Below are 25,165 nucleotides of genomic sequence, written 5' to 3' on the forward strand. Positions count from 1 at the left end.
GTATTTGTATTAAATAGTGCTTTGATTTAATACTAAAAAAGGTGTTTTATTAGTGTAATTTAAATTTTTACTGTTTGGCCTAAAAATTAATTGTTCAATTAAATTTAAATTTTTGGCTGCAGTAATAATTAAATCTGCTTTAATTTCTTTAACAAACTCGTCTAATGAAACCGCTAAATTATTATTTACTTTTTCACTAAAACTATGCGAAACATTTTTAAAATAATCATGCAAAGTTTCTTTATTCCATTGCTGATCATTATTTAAAGGCTTTTCGGCTTTAGTAAGATATAAGAATCTAAATTTTGAATTTTTAAAAGGTGTGTTTTCTCTTAAATTATAAGTTATTTTTGCTTCTAAAAAGTTAGTGTATTCTGTAGCAAATACTACTTCATTATAACCCGAATAACTAGCTGTATTAGGAACTACCATTATATCGCAAGGAACTTTAGTAATCAATTCTTCTGAAATATGGTTATTATTTTTAACATTTTTTGATGTTAAATCATTAGTGCCTATAATAACTAAATCAATATTATTTTCTTTTAATTGTGCTTTTGTAGCTGTAATAATATTTTTAGCTTCTTTAATAATATTAAAAGTATGTTTTTTATTGGTGGAAGTATTCTTTATTTCGTTTAGTAATGAATCCAAATTATCATCCGCATCAATCCTTTCTTCCAAATTAAAATATTCATTTTCTTTACTAAAAGTTTTTAAAATAAAAAAATTAATAGTTTTATCTTTAAAAAGATCTAGCGCGTAACTAATTGAATTCCAATAGTTATCAGAAAAATCCGTTAATATTAAAATGTTCTTCATGTATATAAATTACATGCAAACATATAGAAAGACCTATTAACTTTTTATGACAGAAATCAGTTTGGTATAAGATAAATTTTATATAGACTAACGCTAGTATATGGCTTCTAACTTTTTAAGGTCAAGAATTCTAATATTTCTTCCTTCAATTTCTAAAATACCATCTTTTTTAAAGTTAGTTAACGTTCTAATTAAACTTTCGGTTGCAACACCTGCAACACTTGCTAAATCGCGCCTAGAAATATTAATATTATCGGTTGGCTTATATGCCATTTTATTAGCAAATTTTATAATAGTTTTTGCGGTTTTTCGTCTAATGGAACTATATGCCATTTGCATAAGTTGTTCTTTAACTTCAGTTAAATTTTCATTTATAAATTTTAATATTTGAAGATATAAAACATGGTTGGCTTCTAAAATTTTTATTAAAGTATTTTTGGCAATATATACAACTTCTGTTTTCCCCATTGACATAACTGCTTCATAGTTTGGCATATTATCTGAAGCTATTGAAAAACCGAAAAAATCATCATCTTTAAATATGTTTAAAATAAGTTCCTTACCAAATTCATCTGTTCTAAAACTTTTTACATTTCCTTTATAAATTAAAAAAACATTATTACAAAACTGACCTTCTCTATAAATTAATTCTCCCTTTTCGTAAACTTTAGTTGTTCCATAATCACAAAAATAATTTTTTAATTCATCAATAGAATTGATATTATTATAATTGTTTTCGTCCTTATTAATTTCTTCTTTTTGAGCTTCATTTTCTCTTTCTTTTAACAACTCAGCTTTTGCTAATCTGCTTTCAATAGCACTAATTAACAATTCCTCATTAACTGGTTTAGTTAAATAATCATCTGCGCCTAAATCCATCCCTTTTCTTACTTCTGCCATTTCAGTTTTTGCAGACATAAAAATAAATGGAATCCTCTGTGTTTTTGGATTTGAGCTTAAAATTTCTAATACCCGATATCCATCCATTTCTGGCATCATAATATCGCAAATAATTAAATCTGGCATAACTAATTTTGCTAATTCTACGCCTTTTTCTCCATTTGCTGCAGTAACCACTTCATAACTTTCTAGCTCAAGTATTTCAGCTGTGGTTTCGCGTAAGGTAGTGTCGTCTTCAATTAATAATATTTTTTTCATTATTCTTTAATTAGTGGTAATTTAATGGTAAAAGTAGTTCCTAAATTTTTAGCGCTTATAAAAGATATGTCTCCTCCAAATTTATCTACATGGCCTTTTACAATATTTAATCCAATTCCTGTTCCTTGTAGTGTAAGTGCATTTTCGGCTCTAAAATATCTTTCAAAGATATGGTTTTGTTCTTCTACTGGAATTCCAATTCCTTCATCTTTAATTTGCATAATTAACCAATTATCTTTTACCTTAATTTCGATACCTATTGTACTATTTTCTGAGGAATATTTAATTGCATTGTGTAGTAAATTTGACATTATTAGTTCAATTATTTTTTCATCATGATACAAATCTATTTCATCAATGTTTTTAGGATAAATTATACGCTGTCCTATTTTTAATAATAAGTTAGCGTTATATATAACTTCATTAACTACTTTGCTTAGTTTGAAATGACTGAATTTATAATTTACTTTTCCAGAATCTAATCTTTCAATAGATAAAAATTCGGTTAAAATTCTATTTAAATAATCAACTTTATTTTTTATTGTGCTTAAATGCTTTTCTCTATTAGGTTGCATTTCGGATTTTGTATACTTTCCTATTAATATAGCTGCATTTAATATACCGCTTAGTGGTGTTTTAAATTCATGAGACACTAACGATAAAAATTTTGTTTTTAACTCATTTAATTCTTTTTCTTTTTTTAAAGCCTTCTTTAGTTTTGCTTCGGCTTTATTTCTTTTTTTAATTTCTTCTTTTAAATCATCAACCGTTTTATTTAGTTCATTTGTTCTAAGTCCAATTTTTTGTTCTAAATCGGCATTTAAATTTATTATTTTTAACTCGGCTTCTTTTCTTATGGTAATATCAATTACCATGGCCATTACATACTTTTTATTATCGTACTCAAATGGGTTTAAACCAACTTCAACTGGAATTTGTTTTCCACTTTTATGTGCTCCAAACAAATCTCTATTTTGTCCCATTTGCCTTTGAGAGGAATGTTGATAGTAATTTTTAAAATGAGAATCGTGATTTTTATGGAAACTTTTAGGGACTAAAACGCTTAATGGTTTGTGCATTAGCTCTTTTTTAGAGTAGCCAAACATCTTTTCTGCGGCTGTATTTGTTATTATAATAGTCTGATTTTCATCGACTACCACAACTCCTTCTGCAACTGCTTCAAATAAAACATTAAAAACGTATTCGTTTTCGTAAAATGGATTAGACAATCGTATTTTTTTTTAGTTAATAGTATTTTCGAAATTAATAAAAATATTAGAATGTATAACTATTAAATTTCATAGTTTTTTGCTAAAAAAAATCAATATGTTTTAGTCATAAATTTATCCACTACGATAATGAAGTCTGCCAAATTTTTATTTTCTTTAATAAATTTTTTAACATTTTGTTGTTCAACAATACTAATTGTTTTAACATTAAGTTGTGGATCTGCATTTTTTAAATACCAATAAATACCTTCAAAATTATTAGAATGATAAGACCCATTATAATGAATAAAAACTGAATTGGTTTTCAAATTTTTTAATAAAAAATAAGCCATAGTAGCATCTTTAATAGCTTGAGCTTTAGGTAAATTATCACCTCCATGACCTCCCATCATCGCTTTCATTTTAACATATCCCGGCAAAGTAGCATCATACTTAATTGGTAAAGGAGCAATCCACGATTTTTCATTTTTAGGTAAACTATTTAATGCTAAAAAACCCTTTTTATAAACTAAACTTGCATATTTACGTGGAACATTAGTAGCTATAAATTCTAATTTATTCTTCTTTGCAAAATCAACTAAAGGCTTATAATCAGTTTTATAATTATTCCATAATCGAGCTAAAGTATCTAATCCCCTATTGTTTATTTTTCCTGACAAATAATTGTTTAAAGGTGTTTGATTATCTGCTTCAAACATTTCAGCACCTAATACTAAATTTTTGGTTTTATAAATATCTTTTGTTACTTCTAACTCAAGCCAATGTGAAATTGGATTGTTATGGTGTTCACCAAATAAAACCACATTAGCTTTACGTAACTTTTTAATCATACCCTGGTAGGAAACTTTATGCCCTTTTGAATTGTATAATTTATATGCAGGTTTATTTTGACCAAAAAAACTATATGTAATTAAAAAAACGAATATTAAAGTGTTAATTTTTCTCATAAATCCTTTTTGAATATTAGATTGGTTGTTCACAAATTTATAACTTTGTTACAAATATTAATCTTTTTATTAATTTTTAATAGAAAGATATTCATTTAACACTTAACATTTAACTAATTTATAATTTCTAGTCAAAATTAGAAACTTATAGAATAAACTAAATTATCATGAAATACGATCCAATTAACAATAAACTTTTTATAAAAAATAGATCAAAGTTTACTGCTCAAATGAAACCAAAATCTATTGCTATTTTTAACTCAAATGATGTTTTTACTACCGGAGCCGATAGCACTTTGCCATTTGAACAACACAGAGATATTTTTTATTTAAGTGGAATTGATCAAGAAGAAAGCATTTTGCTTTTATTTCCAGATGCAATAGATCCTAAACACAGAGAAATACTATTTTTAACTGAAACAAATGAGCATATTGCTATTTGGTATGGTGCAAAATACTCTAAAGAAGAAGCTACCAATGTATCCGGCATAAAAACTGTGTATTGGCTGCAAGATTTTGATAAAGTTTTTTATGATTTAATGACAGAAGCGGATACTATTTATTTTAATACAAATGAACACTATCGCCAAGCGGAAGAATTAGAATCTCGTGAAGATAGATTCATAAAAAAATGTAAAGCACAATATCCTGCACATAAGTGGGAAAAAAGTAATCAAATTTTACAAGGGTTACGAGGTGTAAAAGAACAAGAAGAATTAGATATCATTCAGCAAGCATGTAATATCACAGAAAAAGGATTTAGAAGAGTATTACCTTTTGTAAAACCAAACATTATGGAGTACGAAATTGAAGCAGAATATATGCATGAATTTTTAAGAAATAAATCCGATGGTTTTGCATATACTCCAATAATTGCTTCTGGTTACAGCGCTTGCGTTTTACATTATATTGAAAACAACAAAGTTTGTAAAGATGGAGATTTACTACTAATGGATGTTGGAGCTAAATATGCCAACTATTCAAGTGATATGACAAGAACAATACCTGTAAATGGACGATTTTCAGATAGACAGAAAGCAGTTTACAATGCCGTTTTACGCGTAAAAACAGCAGCAACAAAAATGTTAGCTCCAGGAGTTTTATGGGCAGAATATCAAAAAGAAGTTGGTAAATTAATGTCTTCTGAATTATTAGGATTAGGATTAATTGATAAAGCAGACGTGCAAAATGAAGATCCAAATTGGCCAGCTTATAAAAAATATTTTATGCACGGAACTTCCCACCATATGGGATTAGATACGCATGATTATGGAGCCTTAAAAACTCCTATGAAAGCCAATATGGTATTTACAGTAGAACCAGGAATTTATATTCCAGAAGAAAATATGGGAATTAGAATTGAAGATGATGTAGTTGTTCAAAAAAATGGAGAACCATTTAATTTAATGAGAAATATACCTATTGAAGTAGAAGAGATTGAGGATTTAATGAATTCTTAATTGTAATAATATTTTAGTAAAAAACTCGAAATAATATTTCGAGTTTTTTTATTTGCAACTTTCCTCTATATAAATAATTACTTGATTGAATATAGTTTTGTAATATTTAAAACAAAAGTATTTTATTACTTCTTGATTAAATAATTTTAACAATCCAAATTCATAAATTTAGACTCATTTTTTGTAATTTTGATTTCCCCAATAGTTTTTAAAACAATGAAAAAAGAACATAAATCACTTGAAAACAATTTGTTGCATGTGATTTTACAATCAAAATCAATATTTTTTATCGCTGTCTTTTTTCTGAATTTTTCTTCAATTTATGCTCAAAAACACAAATTTTATATACCTGATTCCTTAAAAAACAAAAGTTATAAAGAGTTATATAAACCTCAATTAACTCATCCTAAAGATACTTTCCTTATTAAAACTTATGCTAATGCTTATTTAAATAAAGCTAAAAATGAAAAGGATACTGTTAAAATAGCAAATGGATATTCTCAATTAATTTCATTATCTGCTAAAAATTCTAATCATAAAACCACCCTAAATTATTGTGATAGTATTATTCATTTAACAAAAAACAATGAAGATTACACTTATCCAAGTTACGGCTACATGGTAAAAGGAATCGTTTTTTATACTTTAGGCAATTACAAAAATTCGTTAGATAATTATTTAATTGCTGAAAAATTAGCAAAAAAAAACAATAACATAAAACAAACATATTATATACAAAGTGGTATTGGACAATTAAAAATGTTTTGGGGAAACTATAATGAATCTAAAAACATTCTAAAAAAAAATAGAGCGTTACTAAATAGTCATAAAGATAAATTTGAGAATTTTAAATTTCTTCATTATAATAATATCATGACATTATCTAACTCTTATTGCTTAATAAAAAAACCTGATTCTGCAATTATTTATGTTAACAATGCAATAAAAGAAATTTCAGCTAATAAAGATTCTCATTATTACTACGCATTTATTTCTCAACTTGGTACTGTACAATATTATCAAGGTAAATATAAAAAGGCTATAAAAAATTTAGATATTAGTCTTCCTTACATAAAAAATGCAAACGAACTTCTTAATATTTATTATTATAAAGCGTTGTGTTATGAAAATCTTTCTAAAAATAAACTAGCTTTTTCTAATTTTAAAAAAGCAGATTCTATTTATAACATATCTAAAGATGTAACTCCAGAAATTAGAGATATACAGTTCAATATTTTAAATCATTATAAAAAACAGAAAGACGTTGAAAATCAGTTGAAATATATTGATAGATTACTTTATGTGGATAGTATTATTGATTATAACAAAAAATACATTAGTGAAACTTTATCGAAAAAATACGACAGACCAGCTTTATTGCTAGAAAAAGAAAAAATAATAGAAACCCTTAATAAAAATAACAAAACATCCTCTTTATTTATTTTTGGATTATCTTTTTTAGTAGTTGTCCTATTTGCATTTATTATCAATTATTATGTAAAACAGAAACAATATAAAAAACGTTTTAAAAAACTAGCTTTAGAGTTAAAAGAAGCTAATAAACCAATTATTCATACTGAAAGTAAACCAACTAAAATTCAAGGAATTTCTATAGAAATTATTAACCAAATACTAAAAGGTTTAAATGATTTTGAACAAAATAATGAATTTATTGACAATGAAATAAACCTAAACATTTTAGCAAAAAAATTGAATACAAATTCTAACTATTTATCAAAAATTATAAATTTTTATAAGAAAAAGAATTTCAGTAGTTACCTTTCTGATTTAAGAATAGATTACGGAATTAAAAAACTAACAAGCGACCACACATTTAGAAAATACGCCATTAAAGCAATAGCTTCAGAAATTGGATTTAACAATGCGGAATCTTTTTCTAAAGCTTTTTACAGTAAAACTGGAATTTATCCTTCCTATTTTATTAAAGAAATTGAAAAACAAGATTAATGTTTTAATAAAAAAAGTCCGCTATAAACGGACTTTTTAATTAACAAACCTAATCTAAACCTAACTATGCAATTAAACTACTTTCAAAAACATAATCATTTAAATTTCTGAGCGCTTTTACTTTATCTTTTGTGTTTACCAATAACGAAATATTATTTTCACTTCCTCCGTATGAAATCATTCTAATCGAAAAATCATGAAGTACATTAAATAATTTATGGGTTTTATTATGATTTACTATGGAATGGCCAACTAAACAAATTATACTTTGATTTTCATCCACTTCAACCGTAGAAAACTTTTCTAATTCTTCAATAATAGCATCTAAAAATGTAGTATTATCAATAGTTAAGGATACTGCTATTTCAGAAGTAGTAATCATATCAATAGGGGTTTCATACTTTTCAAAAATTTCAAAAACTTTTTTCAAAAAACCGTAAGCGAGCAGCATTCTAGCAGATTTTATTTTTATGGCAGTAATACCATCTTTTGCTGCTATTGCTTTTATACCTTTATCCGTAACATTATTGTTGATTAAAGTTCCTGGAAGTTCTGGGCACATTGTATATTTTAATCGAACAGGAATATTGGCTGTTCTTGCTGGCATTACTGTTTGTGGATGTAAAATTCTAGCTCCAAAATACGCTAACTCAGCAGCTTCTTCATACGATAAATTAGAAATTGCTTGTGTATTCTCTACAAACCTTGGATCATTATTATGCATCCCATCAATATCTGTCCAAATTTCAACCTCTTCTGCATTTATAGCTGCACCAATAATTGTTGCTGTATAATCGCTACCTCCTCTTTGTAAATTTGCAATATTTCCATCCGTATCTAAACATATAAATCCTTGCGTAATATAAATATCTGCAGGAATATTATTTCTAATTATTCTATTTAAATTTTGTTGAATATAAAAATTATCAGGTTCATTTAAACGATCAATTCGCATAAAATCTAACGCTGGTAATAATTGTGCTTTTATTCCTTGTTGAATTAAATATTTTGTAAAAATAAACGTGGAAAGTAATTCTCCATGAGCTACTATTGTGTTGTATAACAACTCATTATAAGTTTGAGAACTTATTTTGGTAAGTTTTTTAAAAATTGCTTCTACATAAATATTAACTTCTTGTTTTAAATTAATATTTTCAAATAGTTCATTTACAACTTCCCTGTATTTTTTAAACAGATTAGTAATAGTTTTATTCGCAATTTCAACTTCTTTATTTTCAACGCAACTAGCTATTTCAACCAATGCATTTGTAGTACCTGACATGGCAGAAAGTACTACAATTTTTTTTTCTCCGTCAGAAATAATTTTAGTTACACTTTTTATATTTTGGATAGTTCCTACTGAAGTTCCTCCAAACTTTAATACTTTCATCTCTAATAATTTAATGACAAATCTAAAACGATTTTAAACTTCTTGTGAATATTTAAAAATAATACACTAATTTTACACAAACCGTTAATTATTTAACACATGAAAACTATTGCTACTTGTGTTGAAGAAATTTTAATTTCTCAACCTTTTTTGGAAGATGCTTTATCTCGTAATATTTTAAATTATAGCGCTTTAGCAGAAGAATTAAGAGAACCTATTTCTAAAATGTTGCGCAAACCTATAAAATCGGGTGCTATTATGATGGCTTTACGTCGCTATAGCCCTCCTAAAGAAATGGCAAACAAAATTAAATTAAATAGAGTTCTTCAAAATTTAGGTGATATTACAGTTCGTTCTGATTTATCCGATTACACTTTTAAAAATTCAAATACTTTAATTCAAAGTCATTTAAAAATGCTAGAAGTAATTAAAGATAAATCTAATGTTTTTTTCACTTTTACTCGTGGAGTTCATGAAAGTAACGTGTTAATTTCAACTTCACTAAAAGATCAAATTGAACAAAGCTATAAAAATGAATTTTGCACAAGTGTAAAAGATGATTTATCGGCAATTACCATTGGTTTACCAGATGAAAATACTAAAATAGCTGGATTATATTATCAATTTTTTAAACGACTAGCTTGGGAAGGTATTTCTTTATATGAAGTAGTTTCCACTACTAATGAATTTACAATTTTAGTGGAGGATAATGTGGTTAACAATGCATTTTCAGCTATAAAAAGTTTGAAAAATTAAACATGAATATTCTAGTTAAAAATACCCGTATAGAATTTGAAACTTTTGGAAAAGGAAGTGCTGTAGTATTACTTCACGGATTTCTTGAATCGAGTTTTATGTGGAAAGATATTGTACCTATTTTATCTAAAAAATATAAAGTTGTTACTCTAGATTTATTAGGTCACGGCGCTTCAGAAAACCATGGATACATTCATTCTATGGAAGATCAGGCTGAAATTGTAAAATCCGTACTAAATCATTTAAAATTAAGAAAATACGTTATAATTGGCCATAGTATGGGCGGTTATATTACCTTGGCTTTTGCTAAATTATTCCCTAAAAATGTAAAAGGAATTTGTTTATTAAATTCAACCGCACTACCCGATTCTAAAGAAAAGAAGATAAACAGAAATAGAGCTATTAAAGCCGTTAAAGAAAATTATAAAACGTTTATCAAAATAGCTGTTCCAATGTTATTTTCAGAAAAAAACAGAACGCTTTTTAAAAAAGAAATTCAAAATTGCATTAATGATGCATTACGCATGAATCCACAAGGAATTACAGCCGCTTTAGAAGGAATGAAAATTCGTGAAAATCAGATAAAATTATACGTAAACTCCAGTTATCCTATTCATATGGTAATTAGTAAAGAGGATCCCGCATTAGATTATACATCTTTAATCCATCAAACAAAAAACACCAAAGTAACTACAAGTGAGTTACCTGATGGACATATGAGTTACATTGAAAACAAAACTGAAGTAATTAAAATATTATCTAATTTTATAAAAAGTTGTTAATCTTCTTTTAAAGCATTCCAACCTTGTGCTGTTAATTTAATCTTTTGATTTGCTCTGGTTATTAAATTAGCACCTTCATCTTCGTTAGTAATATGGCCTATAACCGTTAAGTTTGGATTTCCTTTAATTTTTAAAAAATCATCCTGTGAAATTGTAAATAGTAATTCATAATCTTCTCCTCCACTTAAAGCAATAGTTGTACTATTTAAATTAAACTCTTCACAAGTAGAAATTACCTGCGGATCTAAAGGTAATTTTTCTTCATATAAATTACATCCAACTTTTGATTGCGAACAAATATGTAAAATTTCAGAAGATAAACCATCCGAAATATCTATCATAGCTGTTGGTTTTACTTTCAAATCTTTTAAAAGTTTAATAATATCTTTTCTAGCTTCTGGTTTTAACTGACGTTCCACCAAATACGTGTAAGGTGTTAAGTCTGGTTGTGAATTAGGATTTACTTTAAATACCTGTTTTTCTCGTTCTAAAACTTGTAATCCTAAATATGCAGAACCTAAATCTCCAGAAACCACCAACAAATCATTTGGTTTAGCGTTACTTCTATATACTATGTCATTTTTATCCACTTCCCCAATAGAATTTATACTTAAAAGCAATCCTTTTGTAGAGGAAGTTGTATCTCCTCCTACTAAATCTACATTATAAGTTTTACAAGCTAAGTAAATTCCTTCATATAATTCCTCTAAAGCTTCTAAAGGAAATCGGTTAGATACTGCAATAGAAACTGTAATTTGAGTTGCAGTTCCGTTCATCGCATAAATGTCCGATAAGTTTACCATAACAGCTTTATAGCCTAAATGTTTTAACGGCATATAACTTAAATCAAAATGAACTCCTTCCACCAATAAATCGTTGCTAATTAAAACTTGTTTTTTTGTTGAAATTACCGCAGTATCATCTCCAACTCCTTTAATTGTGGACTTTTGAGTGCATTTAAAATTTTGAGTTAAATGATTAATTAAACCGAATTCTCCTAATTCGGCTAATTTTGTACGACTTTCATTTTTATTTTCTAACATTTTGCAAATATAATTTTTTATAGGTAACATCTATTACTCTATTACTGTAATCAATTCAAAATGATTATTAAAAGTGATTATTTGTACCTATATTTGCACTAATTTAGAATTAATCTATTTAAGCAAATGATAAACGTATCGGACATAGCAAAAAAGAAAGTAATAGAACTAATGAAAGAAGACGGATTAAATCCTGAAATTCATTTCGTTAGAGTTGGTGTAAAAAGTGGTGGTTGTTCTGGTCTTTCTTACGAATTAAAATTTGACAAAGAAAAACAAGACGCCGATAAACTTTTTGAAAGCAATGGAGTTAAAGTAGTAGTAGATACCAAAAGTTTTTTATATATAGCTGGTACTACACTAGAATATTCAGGCGGATTAAACGGAACTGGATTTGTTTTTAACAACCCTAATGCGGAACGTACTTGTGGTTGTGGAGAAAGCTTTTCACTTTAAAATATTAAAATGAATAAATTTACAGAAGACGATTTAAAAAAAGACCTCGAAAATAAAGAATATGAGTATGGGTTTTATACAGATATTGAATCTGATAAATTTCCTATTGGTTTAAATGAAGATATTGTAATTGCAATTTCTAAAAAGAAAAACGAACCAGCTTGGATGACAGAATGGCGATTAGATGCTTTCAAAATTTGGAAAGAAATGGAAGAACCTGATTGGGCAAATGTTACTTACGAAAAACCAAATTTTCAAAACATCAGTTATTATTCCGCACCTAAAAAGAAACCTAAATTAGAAAGTTTAGATCAGGTAGATCCTGAACTATTAAAAACCTTTGAAAAGTTAGGTATTTCTATTGATGAACAAAAAAGACTAAGTAATGTTGCCGTTGATGTAGTTATGGACTCGGTTTCCGTAGCAACTACTTTTAAAAAGACATTAAATGAAAAAGGCATTATATTTTGCCCTATTTCCGAAGCTATTGAAAAACATCCTGAGTTAGTTAAAAAATATATAGGAAGTATTGTTCCTAAAAGCGATAACTTTTATGCAGCTTTAAATTCAGCAGTATTTTCTGACGGTTCCTTTTGTTATATTCCAAAAGGAGTTACTTGTCCAATGGAATTATCCACTTATTTTAGAATAAATGAAGGTGGGACTGGGCAATTTGAAAGAACACTATTAATTGCAGATGAAGGCTCCTATGTTAGTTATTTAGAAGGGTGTACAGCTCCGCAAAGAGATGAAAACCAATTACATGCAGCTGTTGTTGAGTTAATTTCTTTAGACAATGCAGAAATAAAATATTCAACCGTACAAAACTGGTATCCAGGAGATTCCGAAGGAAAAGGAGGAGTTTATAATTTTGTTACAAAAAGAGCACTTTGTGAAACCAACGCAAAAGTATCTTGGACACAAGTAGAAACAGGAAGTGCTGTAACTTGGAAATACCCAAGTTGCGTGTTAAAAGGAGATAATTCAGTTGGTGAATTTTATTCTATTGCGGTAACTAATCATCATCAACAGGCAGATACTGGGACCAAAATGGTTCATTTAGGAAATAATACCAAAAGTACTATAATATCAAAAGGAGTTTCCGCAGGTAAATCTCAAAATTCATATAGAGGTTTAGTAAAAGTTAGTCCAAGAGCAAATAATGCTCGTAATTTTTCTCAATGTGATTCATTATTAATGGGAAACAATTGTGGCGCTCATACTTTTCCATACATAGAAGCTAAAAATAAGACTGCTCAAATTGAGCACGAAGCCACTACAAGTAAAATTGGTGAAGATCAATTATTTTACTGTAACCAAAGAGGTATTGATACCGAAAAGGCAATTGCATTAATAGTTAATGGTTTTAGTAAAGATGTGCTAAATAAACTTCCTATGGAATTTGCCGTTGAAGCCAAAAAATTATTAGAAATAAGTTTGGAAGGATCAGTAGGATAATTAAAACAAAACAACATTCAAAAAATTTTCAAATAACAAATTAAAAAATGTTACAAGTAAATAATTTACACGCAAGCATAAACGATAAAGAAATTTTAAAAGGAATAAACCTTGAAATAAAAGCTGGAGAAGTACACGCTATTATGGGACCAAACGGCTCTGGTAAAAGTACATTATCTGCCGTTATTGCAGGAAAAGAAGAATACGAAGTAACCGAAGGCAAAGTAATGCTTGATGGAGAAGATTTAAGTGATTTAGCTCCTGAAGAAAGAGCACATAAAGGCATCTTTTTATCCTTTCAATATCCAGTTGAAATTCCAGGAGTTACCGTAACTAACTTCATAAAAACAGCAATTAACGAAACACGAAAATCTAAAGGATTAGAAGAGTTACCAGCAAAAGAAATGTTGCAACTAATTCGTGAAAAATCTGATTTATTAGAAATTGATCGTAAGTTTTTATCTCGTTCTTTAAATGAAGGATTTTCTGGAGGTGAAAAAAAGAGAAATGAAATTTTTCAAATGGCAATGCTTGAGCCAAAACTGGCAATTTTAGACGAAACCGATTCTGGTTTAGATATTGATGCCTTAAAAGTGGTTGCTAAAGGAGTTAACAAACTAAAAAGTGATAAAAACTCCGTGTTAGTTATAACACACTATCAACGATTGTTGGATTATATTGTACCCGATTTTGTACACGTTTTATACAATGGTAAAATTGTAAAATCTGGAGGTAAAGAATTAGCACTTGAATTAGAGAAAAAAGGATACGACTGGTTGAAATAAAACATTATGGATTTAAAAGAAAAATTAACATCTTCATTTTTAGCTTTTGAAAATGAAGGAAATTTAGACCTCGATTCTAATACCCATGCCATTAGATTAGAAGCAATTAAATCTTTTGAGGCACATGGTTTTCCTTCTAAAACAATTGAAGATTGGAAATATACTAACCTTAAACCATTACTAAAACATGATTATTGTTTATTTCCAAGAACCAAAAATGATGTTGGGTTTAAAAACATCAAAAAATACTTATTAAATGATGTTGAAACTTACACTTTAGTTTTTATTGACGGTGTATTTAGTTCCTTTTTATCTACCACAACACATGACGATTGTGATGTTTGTGTATTATCATCGGCGTTAAATAGACCTAAATACAAAATGGTTGTAGATAACTATTTTAATAAAATTGCTAATAAAAATGAAAGCGTTTCACAATTAAATACTGCATTTACTATTGAAGGAGCTTTTATTAACGTACCAAAAAACACTATAGTTCCAAAACCTATTCAAATCATTTATTTTTCTACAGGAAGTGAAAAAGAAGTGCTACTTCAACCACGAAATTTAGTAATTGTTGGTGAAAATTCTCACGTTCAAATAATAGAACGACATCAAAATTTATCCGATGAAACTACACTTACTAATGCTGTAACCGAAATATTTGTTAATAAAAGAGCAGTTGTAGATTATTATAAAATTCAAAACGATACCAAAAATTCTTCTTTAATTGATAGCACTTATGTATCTCAAAAAATGCAAAGTGTTGCTTCTGTTAACACTTATTCGTTTGGTGGGAAATTAACTAGAAATAATTTAGAATTTTACCATGAAGGAGAAGGAATTACTTCAAATTTAAATGGCATATCTATATTAAACAGCAACCAACATGTAGATAACACAACTCTGGTAAATCATAAATTTCCAAATTGCGAAAGCCATGAACTTTACAAAGGAATTTATTCTGATAGATCTTCTGGAGTTTTTAATGGGAAAGTTATTGTAAACAAAGAAGCACAAAAAACTAACGCTTTTCAACAAAATAATAATATTTTAATTGATGATGGCGCTACTATAAATGCAAAACCTCAATTAGAAATATTTGCTGATGATGTAAAATGTTCTCATGGTTGTACAATTGGTCAATTAGATGAAAGTGCTTTATTTTATATGCAATCTAGAGGGATTCCAAAAAAAGAAGCTAAAGCTTTATTATTATATGCTTTTGGAAATGATGTAGTTGAAAAAATTAAAATCCCGCAATTAAAAACCAAAATTGCAAAATTTATAGCTGAAAAATTAAATGTTGAATTAGGATTTGACTTATAAAAAAAAGCCGCTAATAGCGGCTTTTTTTATATCTTGTTTCAACTTATTTAATAGATGCTAAAACACCTTTCAAAAAAGCATTAAAATCAAAATCTGGTTCTTCAGTTAAACCCATTCTAACAATAACTACATTTTTTGAAGGAATTATAAATACATGCTGACCTTGGTATCCATTACATGAAAATAAATCTCTTGGAACGTCTGGATATACACCGCCAGCATTAAGCCAAAAATGAGCTCCATATTTTCCATCAGACCCATTAGTTGGTGTTGCCGAATAAGTTACCCACGACTTATTTAAAATCTGTTCTCCATTCCAATTACCATTATGTAAATACAATAAACCAAATTTCGCCCAATCTCTAGGAGTTGCCCAACCATAAGATGAACCAACATAATTACCACTTAAATCGGTCTCAATCATCATAGTATGCATTCCTATTTTATCAATTAAAGCTGAGTACCAAAAATCTAAATATTGTTGATGTGTTTTAAATTGATTTCTGATAAAACCTGATAACAAATTAGTAGTTCCCGAAGAATAGTTCCAACTGTTATTTGGTTTACCTACTAGTGGCTTATTTAATTGTGTTTTAGACATATCTTTATCTAAAAACAACATTCTGGTAACGTCTGAAATATTATTATAATCCTCATCCCATTCTAAACCACTATTCATGTGTAATAAATCATTTAGTGTAATTTTAGAACGTTCATCATTTTTCCATTCAGGAAATAAATTACTTTGATTTACAGACACTTTACCTTGCTTTTCAAGAACACCTAAAACTGCACTGGTAATACTTTTAGTCATTGACCATCCTAAAATCTTAGTGTTTTTATCAAATCCTTCTGCATATTTTTCTGCAATAATATGATCGTTATAAACTACCAAAACAGCTCTTGTCTTTTTTTGATAATTTTCCCCTTTATCAAAAGCATTTTCTACTGCATTTTGTAATTCATTGTAATTTACATTAGTAAAAACAGTGTCTTTTTGTGGTAAATCTCCATAAGGATATGGCAAATTTATTCGTTTAAAATCTCGATGAGGAATATCGTATTTTAAACTATCTTTAACACCATCAATCATTAACACAGTTCCTAAACCTTCTCTATAAACTGCCGTTCTTTTTTTTATTCCAAATACGGTTGCCGAAACCGATTTTTCATTTTGATTTACAGTTTCCTTTGCTAAATTTATTGGTGAAAAGTTATTATCTTGTACTTCGGCAGAGTTTTGTGTTCTATGCGCTAAAAAGATTACCGAAGCTTCATTTTTTGAAGCATAACCTGTAATAATATCTAGTTTTGGGTAGTAAGTAAATCCAATATAAGCTATACTAACAAGCAATAAAAAAACTACTATTTTAATTGTTTTTTTCATGTATTTTATCTTTTTAATTTAAACAAATGTAAAGTTTATTTTTTTAGTTCAAAAAAAGTTTTTACTTTTGTCAACCATTTGGTTAAACTATTTAATTAAACTATTTGGTTTGTATTATGAAAAAAACAAAAGACACAAACACTGAAATAAAAATTTTAGAGGCTGCAAAAAGTATTTTTCAAAGAAAAGGTATGGCAGCAGCACGCATGCAAGAAATTGCAGATGAAGCTGGGATAAACAAATCCATGTTGCACTATTATTTTAGAAGTAAAGAATTACTGTTTAGCGCTGTATTTATTGGAGCTTTTAAATCGTTAGCACCTCAACTTAATGATATTTTAAATTCGGATGATACTGTTTTTGATAAGATTAAAAAATTTTCAAACAATCATATAACTTTTTTAGCATCACATCCATATTTACCGAGTTTTATTTTACAAGAAATGAATGGAGATGAAGCGTTTGTAGAAAATTTGCTTTCAGAAATTAAATTCCCTTCTATTAAAAAATTTAAACAACAAGTAGAACAAGAAGTTGAAGATGGAAACTTAAAACCTATAACAGCAGAACAACTTTTTATTAATATAATAGCATTAAACATATTTCCATTTGTTGCTAAACCTTTATTAAACAGAATTTTAAACACTTCCAATTCAAAATATCAACAATTAATTGAAGAAAGAAAAACAGAAGTTTCGGCTTTTATAATTAATTCCATAAAAAAATAACGTAATGAAAAAAATACCTATTTTAATTTTAATATTTTTTGCTTTACAAGTAAATGCCCAAGATGCATTAAGTTTAAAAGGCTGCTACAATTTAGTAGCAAAAAATTATCCATTAGCTAAACAAACTGATTTGTTAACTCGGCAAGCTCAACTTGAAAATGCTATTGTTGCTAAAAATAAATTACCAAAGCTAGATTTTTTAGCACAATCTACTTATCAATCCGATGTAACTTTTTTACCAGTTGCAATTCCAAATACTTCTGTTGAACCGCCAAATAAAGATCAATATAAAGCTACCATTTCTGTAAATCAATTAATTTATAATGATGGTTTAATAAAAGCTTCAACATCACTTAAAAAAAGTGAATTTGAAACTAAACAACAACAAGTATCTGTAAATTTATACCAGCTTAAATACACTGTAAATCAATTGTATTTTTCAATCTTATTATTGCAGGAAAAAACTTTATTATTAAAAAGCAAAGAAAGTCAATTGCAATCTAAATTAAAAGAAGTAAATGCAGGTATAAAATACGGTGAAATTTTACCAGCATCCAATCAAGTTTTAGAAGCCGAATTGTTAAAAATTGATCAACAATTAACTGATGTTCAAAACACTAAAAACAATTTATTTGAAACACTTTCTTCTATTATTGGAAAAAAAATAACGGAAACTACAATTCTTAAAAACCCTAAAGTTACTACGGATATTACATTAAAAATTAATCGCCCAGAAACAAAATTATTTGAATTACAAAAAAATCAGATTAATGCTTCTGAAGAAGTTTTATCTAAAAAAAATGCACCAAAATTAGTTGGATTTGCTACTGGAGGTTATGGTAATCCGGGTTTAAATATGTTAGACAATTCTTTTCAAACTTTTTACATGGTTGGTGTAAAATTAAACTGGAATATTTTTGATTGGAATGCTGTAAAAAAACAAAAACAATCCTTAGAAATAAATAAAGATATTATTAATAATCAGCACGAGATATTTAACCTTAATACTAATATAGAATTACAAAAACAAGTAACACAAATATCTAAATTAAAAACATTTATAAAATCGGATAAACAAATTATTGAATTACGTGAAAATGTATTAAAAACTGCTGAATCTCAACTAAAAAACGGAGTAATTACTTCATCCGCTTACTTAACAGAGTTCACAAATTTATACGAAGCAAAAAATAATTTAAACACGCATAATATTCAATTATTATTAGCAAAAGCAACTTATAATACAACTTTAGGAAATTAAACAAAAACTTATGAAAATAGCAAAAACAATAGTTAGCATCGTTTTTTTATCAAGCATATTAATAGGATGCTCTAATAATAATGGCAAAGCTGATGGTTACGGTAATTTTGAATCTACAGAAACAACCATTTCATCGGAAAGCAATGGAAAATTATTATATTTTAATGTAGAAGAAGGACAACGATTAAAACAAGGAGAAATAGTTGGATTAGTTGACACGCTTCAAATTTCATTAAAAAAAGAACAACTACTTGCATCAAAACAAATAATAAAATCTAAATCAAAAGGAGTTTTATCTCAAATTGGAGTTTTGAGAGAACAGTTAGCAACCGCTAAAATTTCACAAAATAGAATTGAAAATTTAGTAAAATCTAATGCTGGAACACAAAAACAATTAGATGATATTAATGGTAAAGTTGCTGTGTTAAATCAGCAAATAAAAAGTATTGAAATTCAAAACGTTTCCGTTCTTAGTGAGCTAAAAAATATTAATGCACAACTAAATCAATTAGACGATCAAATACAAAAAAGTATTATAAAAAACCCAATAAACGGAACAGTTTTAGTAAAATATGCTGAACCAAGCGAAATTACATCGTTTGGGAAACCATTGTATAAAATTGCAAACTTAAACACTATGCAATTACGTGTTTATATAGGTGAAACACAACTTCCAAATATAAAAATTGGACAAAAAGTTACCGTTAAAATCGATACAAATAATGGAATGAAAAATTATCCTGGAACCATTTCTTGGATAGCTTCAGAAGCAGAATTTACTCCTAAAATTATTCAAACAAAAGAAGAACGAGTTAATTTGGTTTATGCAGTTAAAATTGATGTTAAAAACGACGGAAGTCTTAAAATAGGAATGCCAGCTGAAATGTGGGTTAACAATGATTCTGAATAACAAATGAGTATTAATGTACAGCATATTAGCAAATCTTTTAAAGAAGTAAAAGCTATTAACAACATATCTTTTGAAGTAAAAGAAGGCGAATTATTTGGCTTAATTGGACCTGATGGAGCTGGAAAAACTACAATTTTTAGAATTTTAACAACACTTCTGTTTTCAGATAAAGGAACTGCAAATGTGGCTGGTTTTGATGTAATTGATAATTATAAAGACATAAGAAATCATGTAGGATATATGCCTGGTAGATTTTCATTATACCAAGATTTAACCGTTGAAGAAAACTTAGAGTTTTTTGCAACCATTTTTGGAACTACTATTAAAGAAAATTACGATTTAATTAAAGATATTTACATTCAAATTGAGCCTTTTAAAACGCGAAGAGCCGGTAAATTATCTGGTGGCATGAAACAAAAACTAGCTTTATGTTGCGCTCTAATTCACAAACCTAAAGTATTGTTTTTAGACGAACCAACAACAGGAGTTGATCCAGTTTCACGTAAAGAATTTTGGGAAATTTTAAAACGGTTGCAAAAAAAGGGAATTACTATTTTAGTGTCTACACCATATATGGATGAAGCCGCTTTATGTGATAGAATCGCACTAATTCAAGAAGGGGAGATTTTAGAAATTGACACACCTCAAGAAATCACTAAACACTATCCAAAAGCCATTTACAATGTAAAAGCTAATAATATGTACAAACTTATTAATAGCTTAAAAAAATACGAGCATCATTACAGTGTTTATCCTTTTGGAGAATATGTGCACTATACCGATAAAAGAACTAAATTTTCTATAGATATTTTAAAAAACTATTTAGTTGAAAACCAATTTTCAGATATTGAAATTATAGAAACAACACCTTCCATTGAAGATACTTTTATGGAATTAGCAAAATAAAATGAAACAAGAAAGCATAATACAAGTTGAAAATCTCACTAAAAAATTTAACGATTTTACTGCAGTTAATGCCATTTCATTTAATGTAAAAAAAGGAGAAATATTTGGATTTTTAGGTGCTAATGGAGCGGGAAAAACTACCGCAATGAAAATGTTAATTGGCATTTCAACACCAACCTCTGGAAATGCACATGTTGCTGGTTACAATGTTTTTAAAAATCCTGAAAATATTAAAAAAAGCATTGGCTATATGAGTCAAAAATTTGCTTTATATGACGATTTAACCGTAAAAGAAAATATTACATTTTTTGGAGGAATTTATGGTTTATCGCGTAAACAAATTGAAGTAAAAAGACGATTATTAGTTGAAGAATTAGGGCTGCAAGATATTGCAAATGAACTGGTAAGCTCATTGCCGTTAGGCTGGAAACAAAAAATAGCCTTTTCTGTTGCATTATTACACGAGCCTAAAATTATTTTTTTAGATGAACCTACTGGAGGTGTTGACCCAATAACCAGACGTCAATTTTGGGAAATGATTTATAAAACCGCAAATAATGGCACAACTGTTTTTGTAACTACACATTATATGGATGAAGCTGAATATTGCGACCGAGTTTCAATTATGGTTGATGGAAAAATTGAAGCATTAGATACTCCAAAAAACTTAAAAAAACAGTTTAATGCTGAAAACATGAATGATGTGTTCTTAAAATTAGCAAGAGGATGAAAAGATTTATAGGTTTTATTAAAAAAGAATTTTATCATATTTTTAGAGATAAACGCTCGCTGTTTATCCTTTTTGGAATGCCAATTGCTCAAATTATGCTGTTTGGTTTTGCCATTACCAATGAAATAAACAATGTTGATATTGCAATTCTTGATAAATCAAAAGATGCAACAACCATAGAAATTATTAATAAAATTTCTTCATCAAAATATTTTAGTGTTGAGCAATTAATTAATAACGAATCTGAAATAGAACCCGTTTTTAAAAAAGGAAAAGTAAAAGCTGTATTAATTTTTGAAAAAGATTTTAGCAAAAAACTAGTAAAAGAAAACAATGCTACTTTACAAATAATTACAGATGCTACTGATCCTAATACCGCTAATACTATTAGTAATTATACCAATTCCATTTTACAAAAATACCAGCAAGAAATAAACAAAAACATAAAAATTCCATATCAAATAATTCCAAAATCACATATGGTTTTTAATCCTGAATTAAAAAGTGTTTTTATGTTTGTTCCTGGTGTTATGACTATTATTTTAATGTTGGTTTCAGCAATGATGACCTCAATTTCAATTACTCGAGAAAAAGAATTAGGCACTATGGAAATTCTACTTGTTTCTCCTTTAAAACCATTTCAAGTTATTATTGGCAAAGTTGTACCTTATATTTTTCTATCTATAATAAATGCAATTGTAATTGTTTTACTTAGCATTTTTGTGTTTAAAATGCCTGTTCAAGGAAGTTTATTTTTATTAGCTTTTGAAAGTGTTTTATTTATCATCACCTCTTTATCTTTAGGTATTTTAATTTCCACTTTGTCATCAACTCAACAAACAGCTATGATGATTTCGTTAATGGGATTAATGTTGCCAACCATATTATTATCTGGATTCATTTTCCCGATTTCCAGCATGCCTTTACCTCTACAAATTATTAGCAACATAATTCCTGCAAAATGGTTTATTATTATTTTAAAAGGAATTATGTTAAAAGGTGTTGGAATATCATTTATTTGGAAAGAAACTTCTTTTTTACTGTTAATGACAATGATATTTATAGCCATTAGCGTCAAAAAATATAAAATCCGCTTAGAATAATGAAAACCATAAGATATATAATTCAAAAAGAATTCAAACAAATTTTTAGGAATAAAGGAATGCTTCCTATTATATTTATTATGCCTTTATTGCAGTTAGTTATTCTTTCAAACGCTGCAACATTCGAAATTAAAAATATAAAATTCTCCTATATTGATCATGATAATACTTCTTTTTCAAGAGCATTAATTGATAAATTTAAAGCATCTTCCTATTTTAACGTTGTAACTGATTTTCCTTCTGAAAAAATTGCAAGTTCAGAAATGCTAAAGGGAAACGTTGATGTAATTCTAGAAATTCCACACTATTTTGAACGAGATTTATCAAAAGATAAAAAAACAGATCTTTCAGTAATTATAAATGCAATTGATGGTGCTGCTGCAGGCGTAGAAAACGTTTACATTAATCAAATTGTAAGAAGTTTTAATAAGAATGCAATAGCCAATTTAATGCAACCTTCTGATAAAAAATACAATGTAAAAACAATAGATAGCATTCCTAGTTTTTGGTATAACGAAACCTTAAATTATAAAACCTATATGGTTCCTGGAATTTTAGTTTTGTTAGTTACTATGATAACCTTGTTTTTATCTGGAATGAATATTGTTCGCGAAAAAGAAATTGGAACCATAGAGCAAATGAACGTAACTCCTATAAAAAAACATCAGTTTATTATTGGAAAACTTTTTCCTTTTTGGATTATTGGTTTTGGGTTATTAACTATAGGACTAATTCTAGCTAAAGTAATTTTTAATGTACCAATGATAGGTAATTTAGCTCTCATCTATTTTTTCACAGCAATTTATTTATTAGTAGTATTAGGAATGGGATTCTTTATTTCAAATTTTACCGACACACAACAACAAGCTATGTTTATTTCGTGGTTTTTTATTGTGATTTTTATTTTAATGAGTGGGCTTTTTACCCCTATTGAAAGTATGCCACAATGGGCGCAACATTTAACAGATTTTAATCCTATTAAATATTATGTAGAAGTAATGCGTATGGTTATGCTTAAAGGAGCTTCATTTAAAGATATTCTTCCTCAATTTTCAATAATATTAACTTATGCAATTGTTATGAACGGATTGGCCGTTTGGAGTTATAAAAAAATAGCTTAAAATATACGGCAATAAAACAATCTCATTTTTGTAATTTTGTATTTAGAATGATTCTAAAAAAATAACATGATAGATATCAAAAAAGTAAGAGCCGATTTCCCTATTTTAAATCAAAAAGTAAACGGCAATCCATTAGTTTATTTAGATAATGCAGCAACTACTCAAAAACCGCAAATAGTAATTGATAGTTTAGTAGATTATTATTCCAAATACAATGCCAATATTCATCGCGGAGTACATACATTAAGTCAATTAGCTACCGATGCTTTTGAACAAGCTCGAAACAAAATACAAAAACATTTTAACGCTAAACATAATTACGAAATTATAATTACTTCAGGCACAACAGATAGTATTAATTTGGTTGCTACCAGTTTTACACAATTTTTACAAAAAGATGATGAAATTATTATTTCTGCAATGGAACATCATTCAAATATTGTGCCTTGGCAAATGTTATGTCAACGAACTGGAGCTACTTTAAAAGTAATTCCAATTAGCGAAAATGGCGAATTAATAATGGAAGAATATGACAAACTACTTACTAGCAAAACAAAATTAGTATTTGTAAATCATGTTTCAAATGCATTAGGAACTATCAATCCAATAAAAGAAATTATAGATAAAGCCCATACTTTTAATGCTTACGTATTAATTGATGGAGCGCAATCTAGTCCACATATTAAACCAGATGTACAAGCTTTAGATGTCGATTTTTATGTGGCATCTGCTCATAAACTTTGTGGTCCTACTGGAGTTGGTATTTTATATGGAAAAGAAGCTTTATTAAATAAATTACCTCCGTATCAAGGAGGTGGAGAAATGATAAAAGAAGTTACTTTTGAACATACCTCTTATGCCGATTTACCTTATAAATTTGAAGCAGGAACACCAAACATTGCTGGAGTAATTGCTTTTGGAGTAGCGATTGATTATTTAAATGAATTAGGATTTGATAATATTGCAGCTTATGAAAATGAATTGCTTACTTATGCAACAAAAAAGTTGTTACAAATTGAAGGATTAAAAATTTATGGAACTTCAAAAAACAAAACTTCTGTTATTTCATTTAATATTGATAACATCCATCCGTATGATATTGGAACTATAATTGATAAATTAGGAATAGAAGTTAGAACAGGACATCATTGTGCACAACCAATTATGGATTTTTATAAAATTCCTGGAACCGTTAGAGCATCTTTTTCATTTTACAATACTTTTGAAGAAGTTGATGCATTATATAATGCTTTATCCAAAGCAAAAGCTATGTTAAGCTAACTATTTAACAAACTATATTATTCTGTTTAAAACATTATTTTTATTGAAAATAAATCAATTTATTAATAATTTATTTTTCATTTTATTAGTTTTTTAACTTTTTTTTAATATATTCGGCCATCTTTTATTAAAGATAAAACCCTATTTATTAATCA

General features: G+C 27.7%; 23 protein-coding genes. 16 read left to right on the top strand and 7 right to left on the bottom strand.

The window, feature by feature from the left end; all coding sequences use genetic code 11:
- Positions 1-9: 9 nt before the first annotated feature.
- From R3342_RS10840 to R3342_RS10855, 4 genes are all read right to left on the bottom strand, one after another.
- Complete coding sequence (locus R3342_RS10840) at positions 10-822, bottom strand: universal stress protein (protein WP_318940129.1); 813 nt, start codon at positions 820-822, stop codon at positions 10-12.
- Between the two features lie 93 nt (positions 823-915).
- A complete protein-coding gene (locus R3342_RS10845; protein WP_318940131.1) occupies positions 916-1,980 on the bottom strand; it encodes a response regulator in 1,065 nt (354 codons plus the stop codon).
- Positions 1,980-3,209 (bottom strand): PAS domain-containing sensor histidine kinase, encoded by a 1,230-nt coding sequence (locus R3342_RS10850; RefSeq protein ID WP_318940132.1) that lies wholly within the window; start codon positions 3,207-3,209, stop codon positions 1,980-1,982. The genes R3342_RS10845 and R3342_RS10850 overlap by 1 nt, the downstream gene beginning before the upstream one ends.
- 92 nt (positions 3,210-3,301) lie before the next feature.
- Entirely contained in the window at positions 3,302-4,156 is an 855-nt protein-coding gene (locus tag R3342_RS10855) for a ChaN family lipoprotein (RefSeq protein WP_318940134.1), read from the bottom strand.
- A 167-nt stretch (positions 4,157-4,323) separates the two neighbouring features.
- Between R3342_RS10855 and R3342_RS10860 the strand changes: the two genes are divergently transcribed.
- Positions 4,324-5,616, top strand: coding sequence for an aminopeptidase P family protein (locus R3342_RS10860; protein WP_318940136.1), 1,293 nt, complete (start codon positions 4,324-4,326; stop codon positions 5,614-5,616).
- A 216-nt stretch (positions 5,617-5,832) separates the two neighbouring features.
- Entirely contained in the window at positions 5,833-7,584 is a 1,752-nt protein-coding gene (locus R3342_RS10865; RefSeq protein WP_318940137.1) for a helix-turn-helix domain-containing protein, read from the top strand.
- A 64-nt stretch (positions 7,585-7,648) separates the two neighbouring features.
- On the opposite strand, the gene R3342_RS10870 is transcribed toward R3342_RS10865, so the two are convergent.
- On the bottom strand, positions 7,649-8,974 hold the full coding sequence (locus R3342_RS10870; RefSeq protein ID WP_318940139.1) for an aspartate kinase: 1,326 nt from the start codon (positions 8,972-8,974) through the stop codon (positions 7,649-7,651).
- 99 nt (positions 8,975-9,073) lie between these two features.
- Between R3342_RS10870 and R3342_RS10875 the strand changes: the two genes are divergently transcribed.
- Together R3342_RS10875 and R3342_RS10880 are read left to right on the top strand one after the other, a co-directional pair.
- Complete coding sequence (locus R3342_RS10875) at positions 9,074-9,730, top strand: hypothetical protein (protein ID WP_318940141.1); 657 nt, start codon at positions 9,074-9,076, stop codon at positions 9,728-9,730.
- Positions 9,731-9,732: 2 nt separating this feature from the next.
- Entirely contained in the window at positions 9,733-10,512 is a 780-nt protein-coding gene (locus R3342_RS10880) for an alpha/beta fold hydrolase (protein ID WP_318940142.1), read from the top strand.
- Here the strand turns inward: R3342_RS10880 and thiL are convergent.
- Positions 10,509-11,555, bottom strand: a complete 1,047-nt coding sequence (gene thiL / locus R3342_RS10885) for a thiamine-phosphate kinase (protein WP_318940144.1) — start codon at positions 11,553-11,555, stop codon at positions 10,509-10,511. The two genes, R3342_RS10880 and thiL, sit on opposite strands and share 4 nt — an antisense overlap.
- Before the next feature lie 126 nt (positions 11,556-11,681).
- Here thiL and R3342_RS10890 point away from each other — a divergent pair, with 126 nt between their 5' ends.
- From R3342_RS10890 to sufD, 4 genes are read left to right on the top strand one after another with little or no spacing between them, the layout of a single operon-like run.
- The gene (locus R3342_RS10890) at positions 11,682-12,011 is read left to right on the top strand and encodes an iron-sulfur cluster assembly accessory protein (protein ID WP_318940145.1); all 330 of its coding nucleotides are present in this window, start codon (positions 11,682-11,684) and stop codon (positions 12,009-12,011) included.
- A gap of 9 nt (positions 12,012-12,020) precedes the next feature.
- Positions 12,021-13,469, top strand: a complete 1,449-nt coding sequence (gene sufB, locus R3342_RS10895; RefSeq protein WP_318940146.1) for a Fe-S cluster assembly protein SufB — start codon at positions 12,021-12,023, stop codon at positions 13,467-13,469.
- 47 nt (positions 13,470-13,516) lie between these two features.
- The gene (gene sufC, locus R3342_RS10900) at positions 13,517-14,254 is read left to right on the top strand and encodes a Fe-S cluster assembly ATPase SufC (RefSeq protein ID WP_318940148.1); all 738 of its coding nucleotides are present in this window, start codon (positions 13,517-13,519) and stop codon (positions 14,252-14,254) included.
- 6 nt (positions 14,255-14,260) lie between these two features.
- Positions 14,261-15,583 (top strand): Fe-S cluster assembly protein SufD, encoded by a 1,323-nt coding sequence (gene sufD / locus R3342_RS10905; RefSeq protein ID WP_318940149.1) that lies wholly within the window; start codon positions 14,261-14,263, stop codon positions 15,581-15,583.
- A gap of 43 nt (positions 15,584-15,626) precedes the next feature.
- On the opposite strand, the gene R3342_RS10910 is transcribed toward sufD, so the two are convergent.
- Complete coding sequence (locus R3342_RS10910; RefSeq protein WP_318940151.1) at positions 15,627-16,970, bottom strand: serine hydrolase; 1,344 nt, start codon at positions 16,968-16,970, stop codon at positions 15,627-15,629.
- Positions 16,971-17,086: 116 nt separating this feature from the next.
- Between R3342_RS10910 and R3342_RS10915 the strand changes: the two genes are divergently transcribed.
- The 8 genes from R3342_RS10915 (at position 17,087) to R3342_RS10950 (ending at position 25,010) form a co-directional block, all read left to right on the top strand.
- Complete coding sequence (locus tag R3342_RS10915; RefSeq protein WP_318940152.1) at positions 17,087-17,698, top strand: TetR/AcrR family transcriptional regulator; 612 nt, start codon at positions 17,087-17,089, stop codon at positions 17,696-17,698.
- A gap of 4 nt (positions 17,699-17,702) precedes the next feature.
- A complete protein-coding gene (locus tag R3342_RS10920; RefSeq protein WP_318940154.1) occupies positions 17,703-18,959 on the top strand; it encodes a TolC family protein in 1,257 nt (418 codons plus the stop codon).
- A gap of 10 nt (positions 18,960-18,969) precedes the next feature.
- On the top strand, positions 18,970-19,869 hold the full coding sequence (locus R3342_RS10925; protein WP_318940156.1) for an HlyD family secretion protein: 900 nt from the start codon (positions 18,970-18,972) through the stop codon (positions 19,867-19,869).
- 3 nt (positions 19,870-19,872) lie between these two features.
- Positions 19,873-20,775, top strand: a complete 903-nt coding sequence (locus tag R3342_RS10930; protein ID WP_318940158.1) for an ABC transporter ATP-binding protein — start codon at positions 19,873-19,875, stop codon at positions 20,773-20,775.
- A 1-nt stretch (position 20,776) separates the two neighbouring features.
- Positions 20,777-21,505, top strand: a complete 729-nt coding sequence (locus R3342_RS10935; protein ID WP_318940159.1) for an ABC transporter ATP-binding protein — start codon at positions 20,777-20,779, stop codon at positions 21,503-21,505.
- Positions 21,502-22,608 carry an ABC transporter permease gene (locus R3342_RS10940; RefSeq protein ID WP_318940161.1) on the top strand — a complete coding sequence of 369 codons (1,107 nt, stop codon included), beginning with the start codon at positions 21,502-21,504 and terminating at the stop codon, positions 22,606-22,608. Before R3342_RS10935 ends, R3342_RS10940 begins: the two co-directional genes overlap by 4 nt.
- Positions 22,608-23,729 (top strand): ABC transporter permease, encoded by a 1,122-nt coding sequence (locus R3342_RS10945; protein WP_318940162.1) that lies wholly within the window; start codon positions 22,608-22,610, stop codon positions 23,727-23,729. The genes R3342_RS10940 and R3342_RS10945 overlap by 1 nt, the downstream gene beginning before the upstream one ends.
- A gap of 66 nt (positions 23,730-23,795) precedes the next feature.
- Positions 23,796-25,010: a cysteine desulfurase gene (locus R3342_RS10950; RefSeq protein WP_318940163.1), complete on the top strand. Its 1,215-nt coding sequence runs from the start codon at positions 23,796-23,798 to the stop codon at positions 25,008-25,010.
- Positions 25,011-25,165 lie beyond the last annotated feature (155 nt).

It is taken from the genome of Lutibacter sp. (assembly GCF_033723435.1).
Taxonomy (GTDB): domain Bacteria; phylum Bacteroidota; class Bacteroidia; order Flavobacteriales; family Flavobacteriaceae; genus Lutibacter.

Excerpts from the sequence above, each read along its gene's own strand:
- R3342_RS10840 (WP_318940129.1), bottom strand. The coding sequence starts at position 822 with ATGAAGAACATTTTAATATTAACGGATTTTTCTGATAACTATTGGAAT.
- R3342_RS10845 (WP_318940131.1), bottom strand. The coding sequence starts at position 1,980 with ATGAAAAAAATATTATTAATTGAAGACGACACTACCTTACGCGAAACC.
- R3342_RS10855 (WP_318940134.1), bottom strand. The coding sequence starts at position 4,156 with ATGAGAAAAATTAACACTTTAATATTCGTTTTTTTAATTACATATAGT.
- R3342_RS10860 (WP_318940136.1), top strand. The coding sequence starts at position 4,324 with ATGAAATACGATCCAATTAACAATAAACTTTTTATAAAAAATAGATCA.
- R3342_RS10865 (WP_318940137.1), top strand. The coding sequence starts at position 5,833 with ATGAAAAAAGAACATAAATCACTTGAAAACAATTTGTTGCATGTGATT.
- R3342_RS10870 (WP_318940139.1), bottom strand. The coding sequence starts at position 8,974 with ATGAAAGTATTAAAGTTTGGAGGAACTTCAGTAGGAACTATCCAAAAT.
- R3342_RS10875 (WP_318940141.1), top strand. The coding sequence starts at position 9,074 with ATGAAAACTATTGCTACTTGTGTTGAAGAAATTTTAATTTCTCAACCT.
- R3342_RS10880 (WP_318940142.1), top strand. The coding sequence starts at position 9,733 with ATGAATATTCTAGTTAAAAATACCCGTATAGAATTTGAAACTTTTGGA.
- thiL (WP_318940144.1), bottom strand. The coding sequence starts at position 11,555 with ATGTTAGAAAATAAAAATGAAAGTCGTACAAAATTAGCCGAATTAGGA.
- R3342_RS10890 (WP_318940145.1), top strand. The coding sequence starts at position 11,682 with ATGATAAACGTATCGGACATAGCAAAAAAGAAAGTAATAGAACTAATG.
- sufB (WP_318940146.1), top strand. The coding sequence starts at position 12,021 with ATGAATAAATTTACAGAAGACGATTTAAAAAAAGACCTCGAAAATAAA.
- sufC (WP_318940148.1), top strand. The coding sequence starts at position 13,517 with ATGTTACAAGTAAATAATTTACACGCAAGCATAAACGATAAAGAAATT.
- sufD (WP_318940149.1), top strand. The coding sequence starts at position 14,261 with ATGGATTTAAAAGAAAAATTAACATCTTCATTTTTAGCTTTTGAAAAT.
- R3342_RS10910 (WP_318940151.1), bottom strand. The coding sequence starts at position 16,970 with ATGAAAAAAACAATTAAAATAGTAGTTTTTTTATTGCTTGTTAGTATA.
- R3342_RS10915 (WP_318940152.1), top strand. The coding sequence starts at position 17,087 with ATGAAAAAAACAAAAGACACAAACACTGAAATAAAAATTTTAGAGGCT.
- R3342_RS10920 (WP_318940154.1), top strand. The coding sequence starts at position 17,703 with ATGAAAAAAATACCTATTTTAATTTTAATATTTTTTGCTTTACAAGTA.
- R3342_RS10925 (WP_318940156.1), top strand. The coding sequence starts at position 18,970 with ATGAAAATAGCAAAAACAATAGTTAGCATCGTTTTTTTATCAAGCATA.
- R3342_RS10930 (WP_318940158.1), top strand. The coding sequence starts at position 19,873 with ATGAGTATTAATGTACAGCATATTAGCAAATCTTTTAAAGAAGTAAAA.
- R3342_RS10935 (WP_318940159.1), top strand. The coding sequence starts at position 20,777 with ATGAAACAAGAAAGCATAATACAAGTTGAAAATCTCACTAAAAAATTT.
- R3342_RS10940 (WP_318940161.1), top strand. The coding sequence starts at position 21,502 with ATGAAAAGATTTATAGGTTTTATTAAAAAAGAATTTTATCATATTTTT.
- R3342_RS10945 (WP_318940162.1), top strand. The coding sequence starts at position 22,608 with ATGAAAACCATAAGATATATAATTCAAAAAGAATTCAAACAAATTTTT.
- R3342_RS10950 (WP_318940163.1), top strand. The coding sequence starts at position 23,796 with ATGATAGATATCAAAAAAGTAAGAGCCGATTTCCCTATTTTAAATCAA.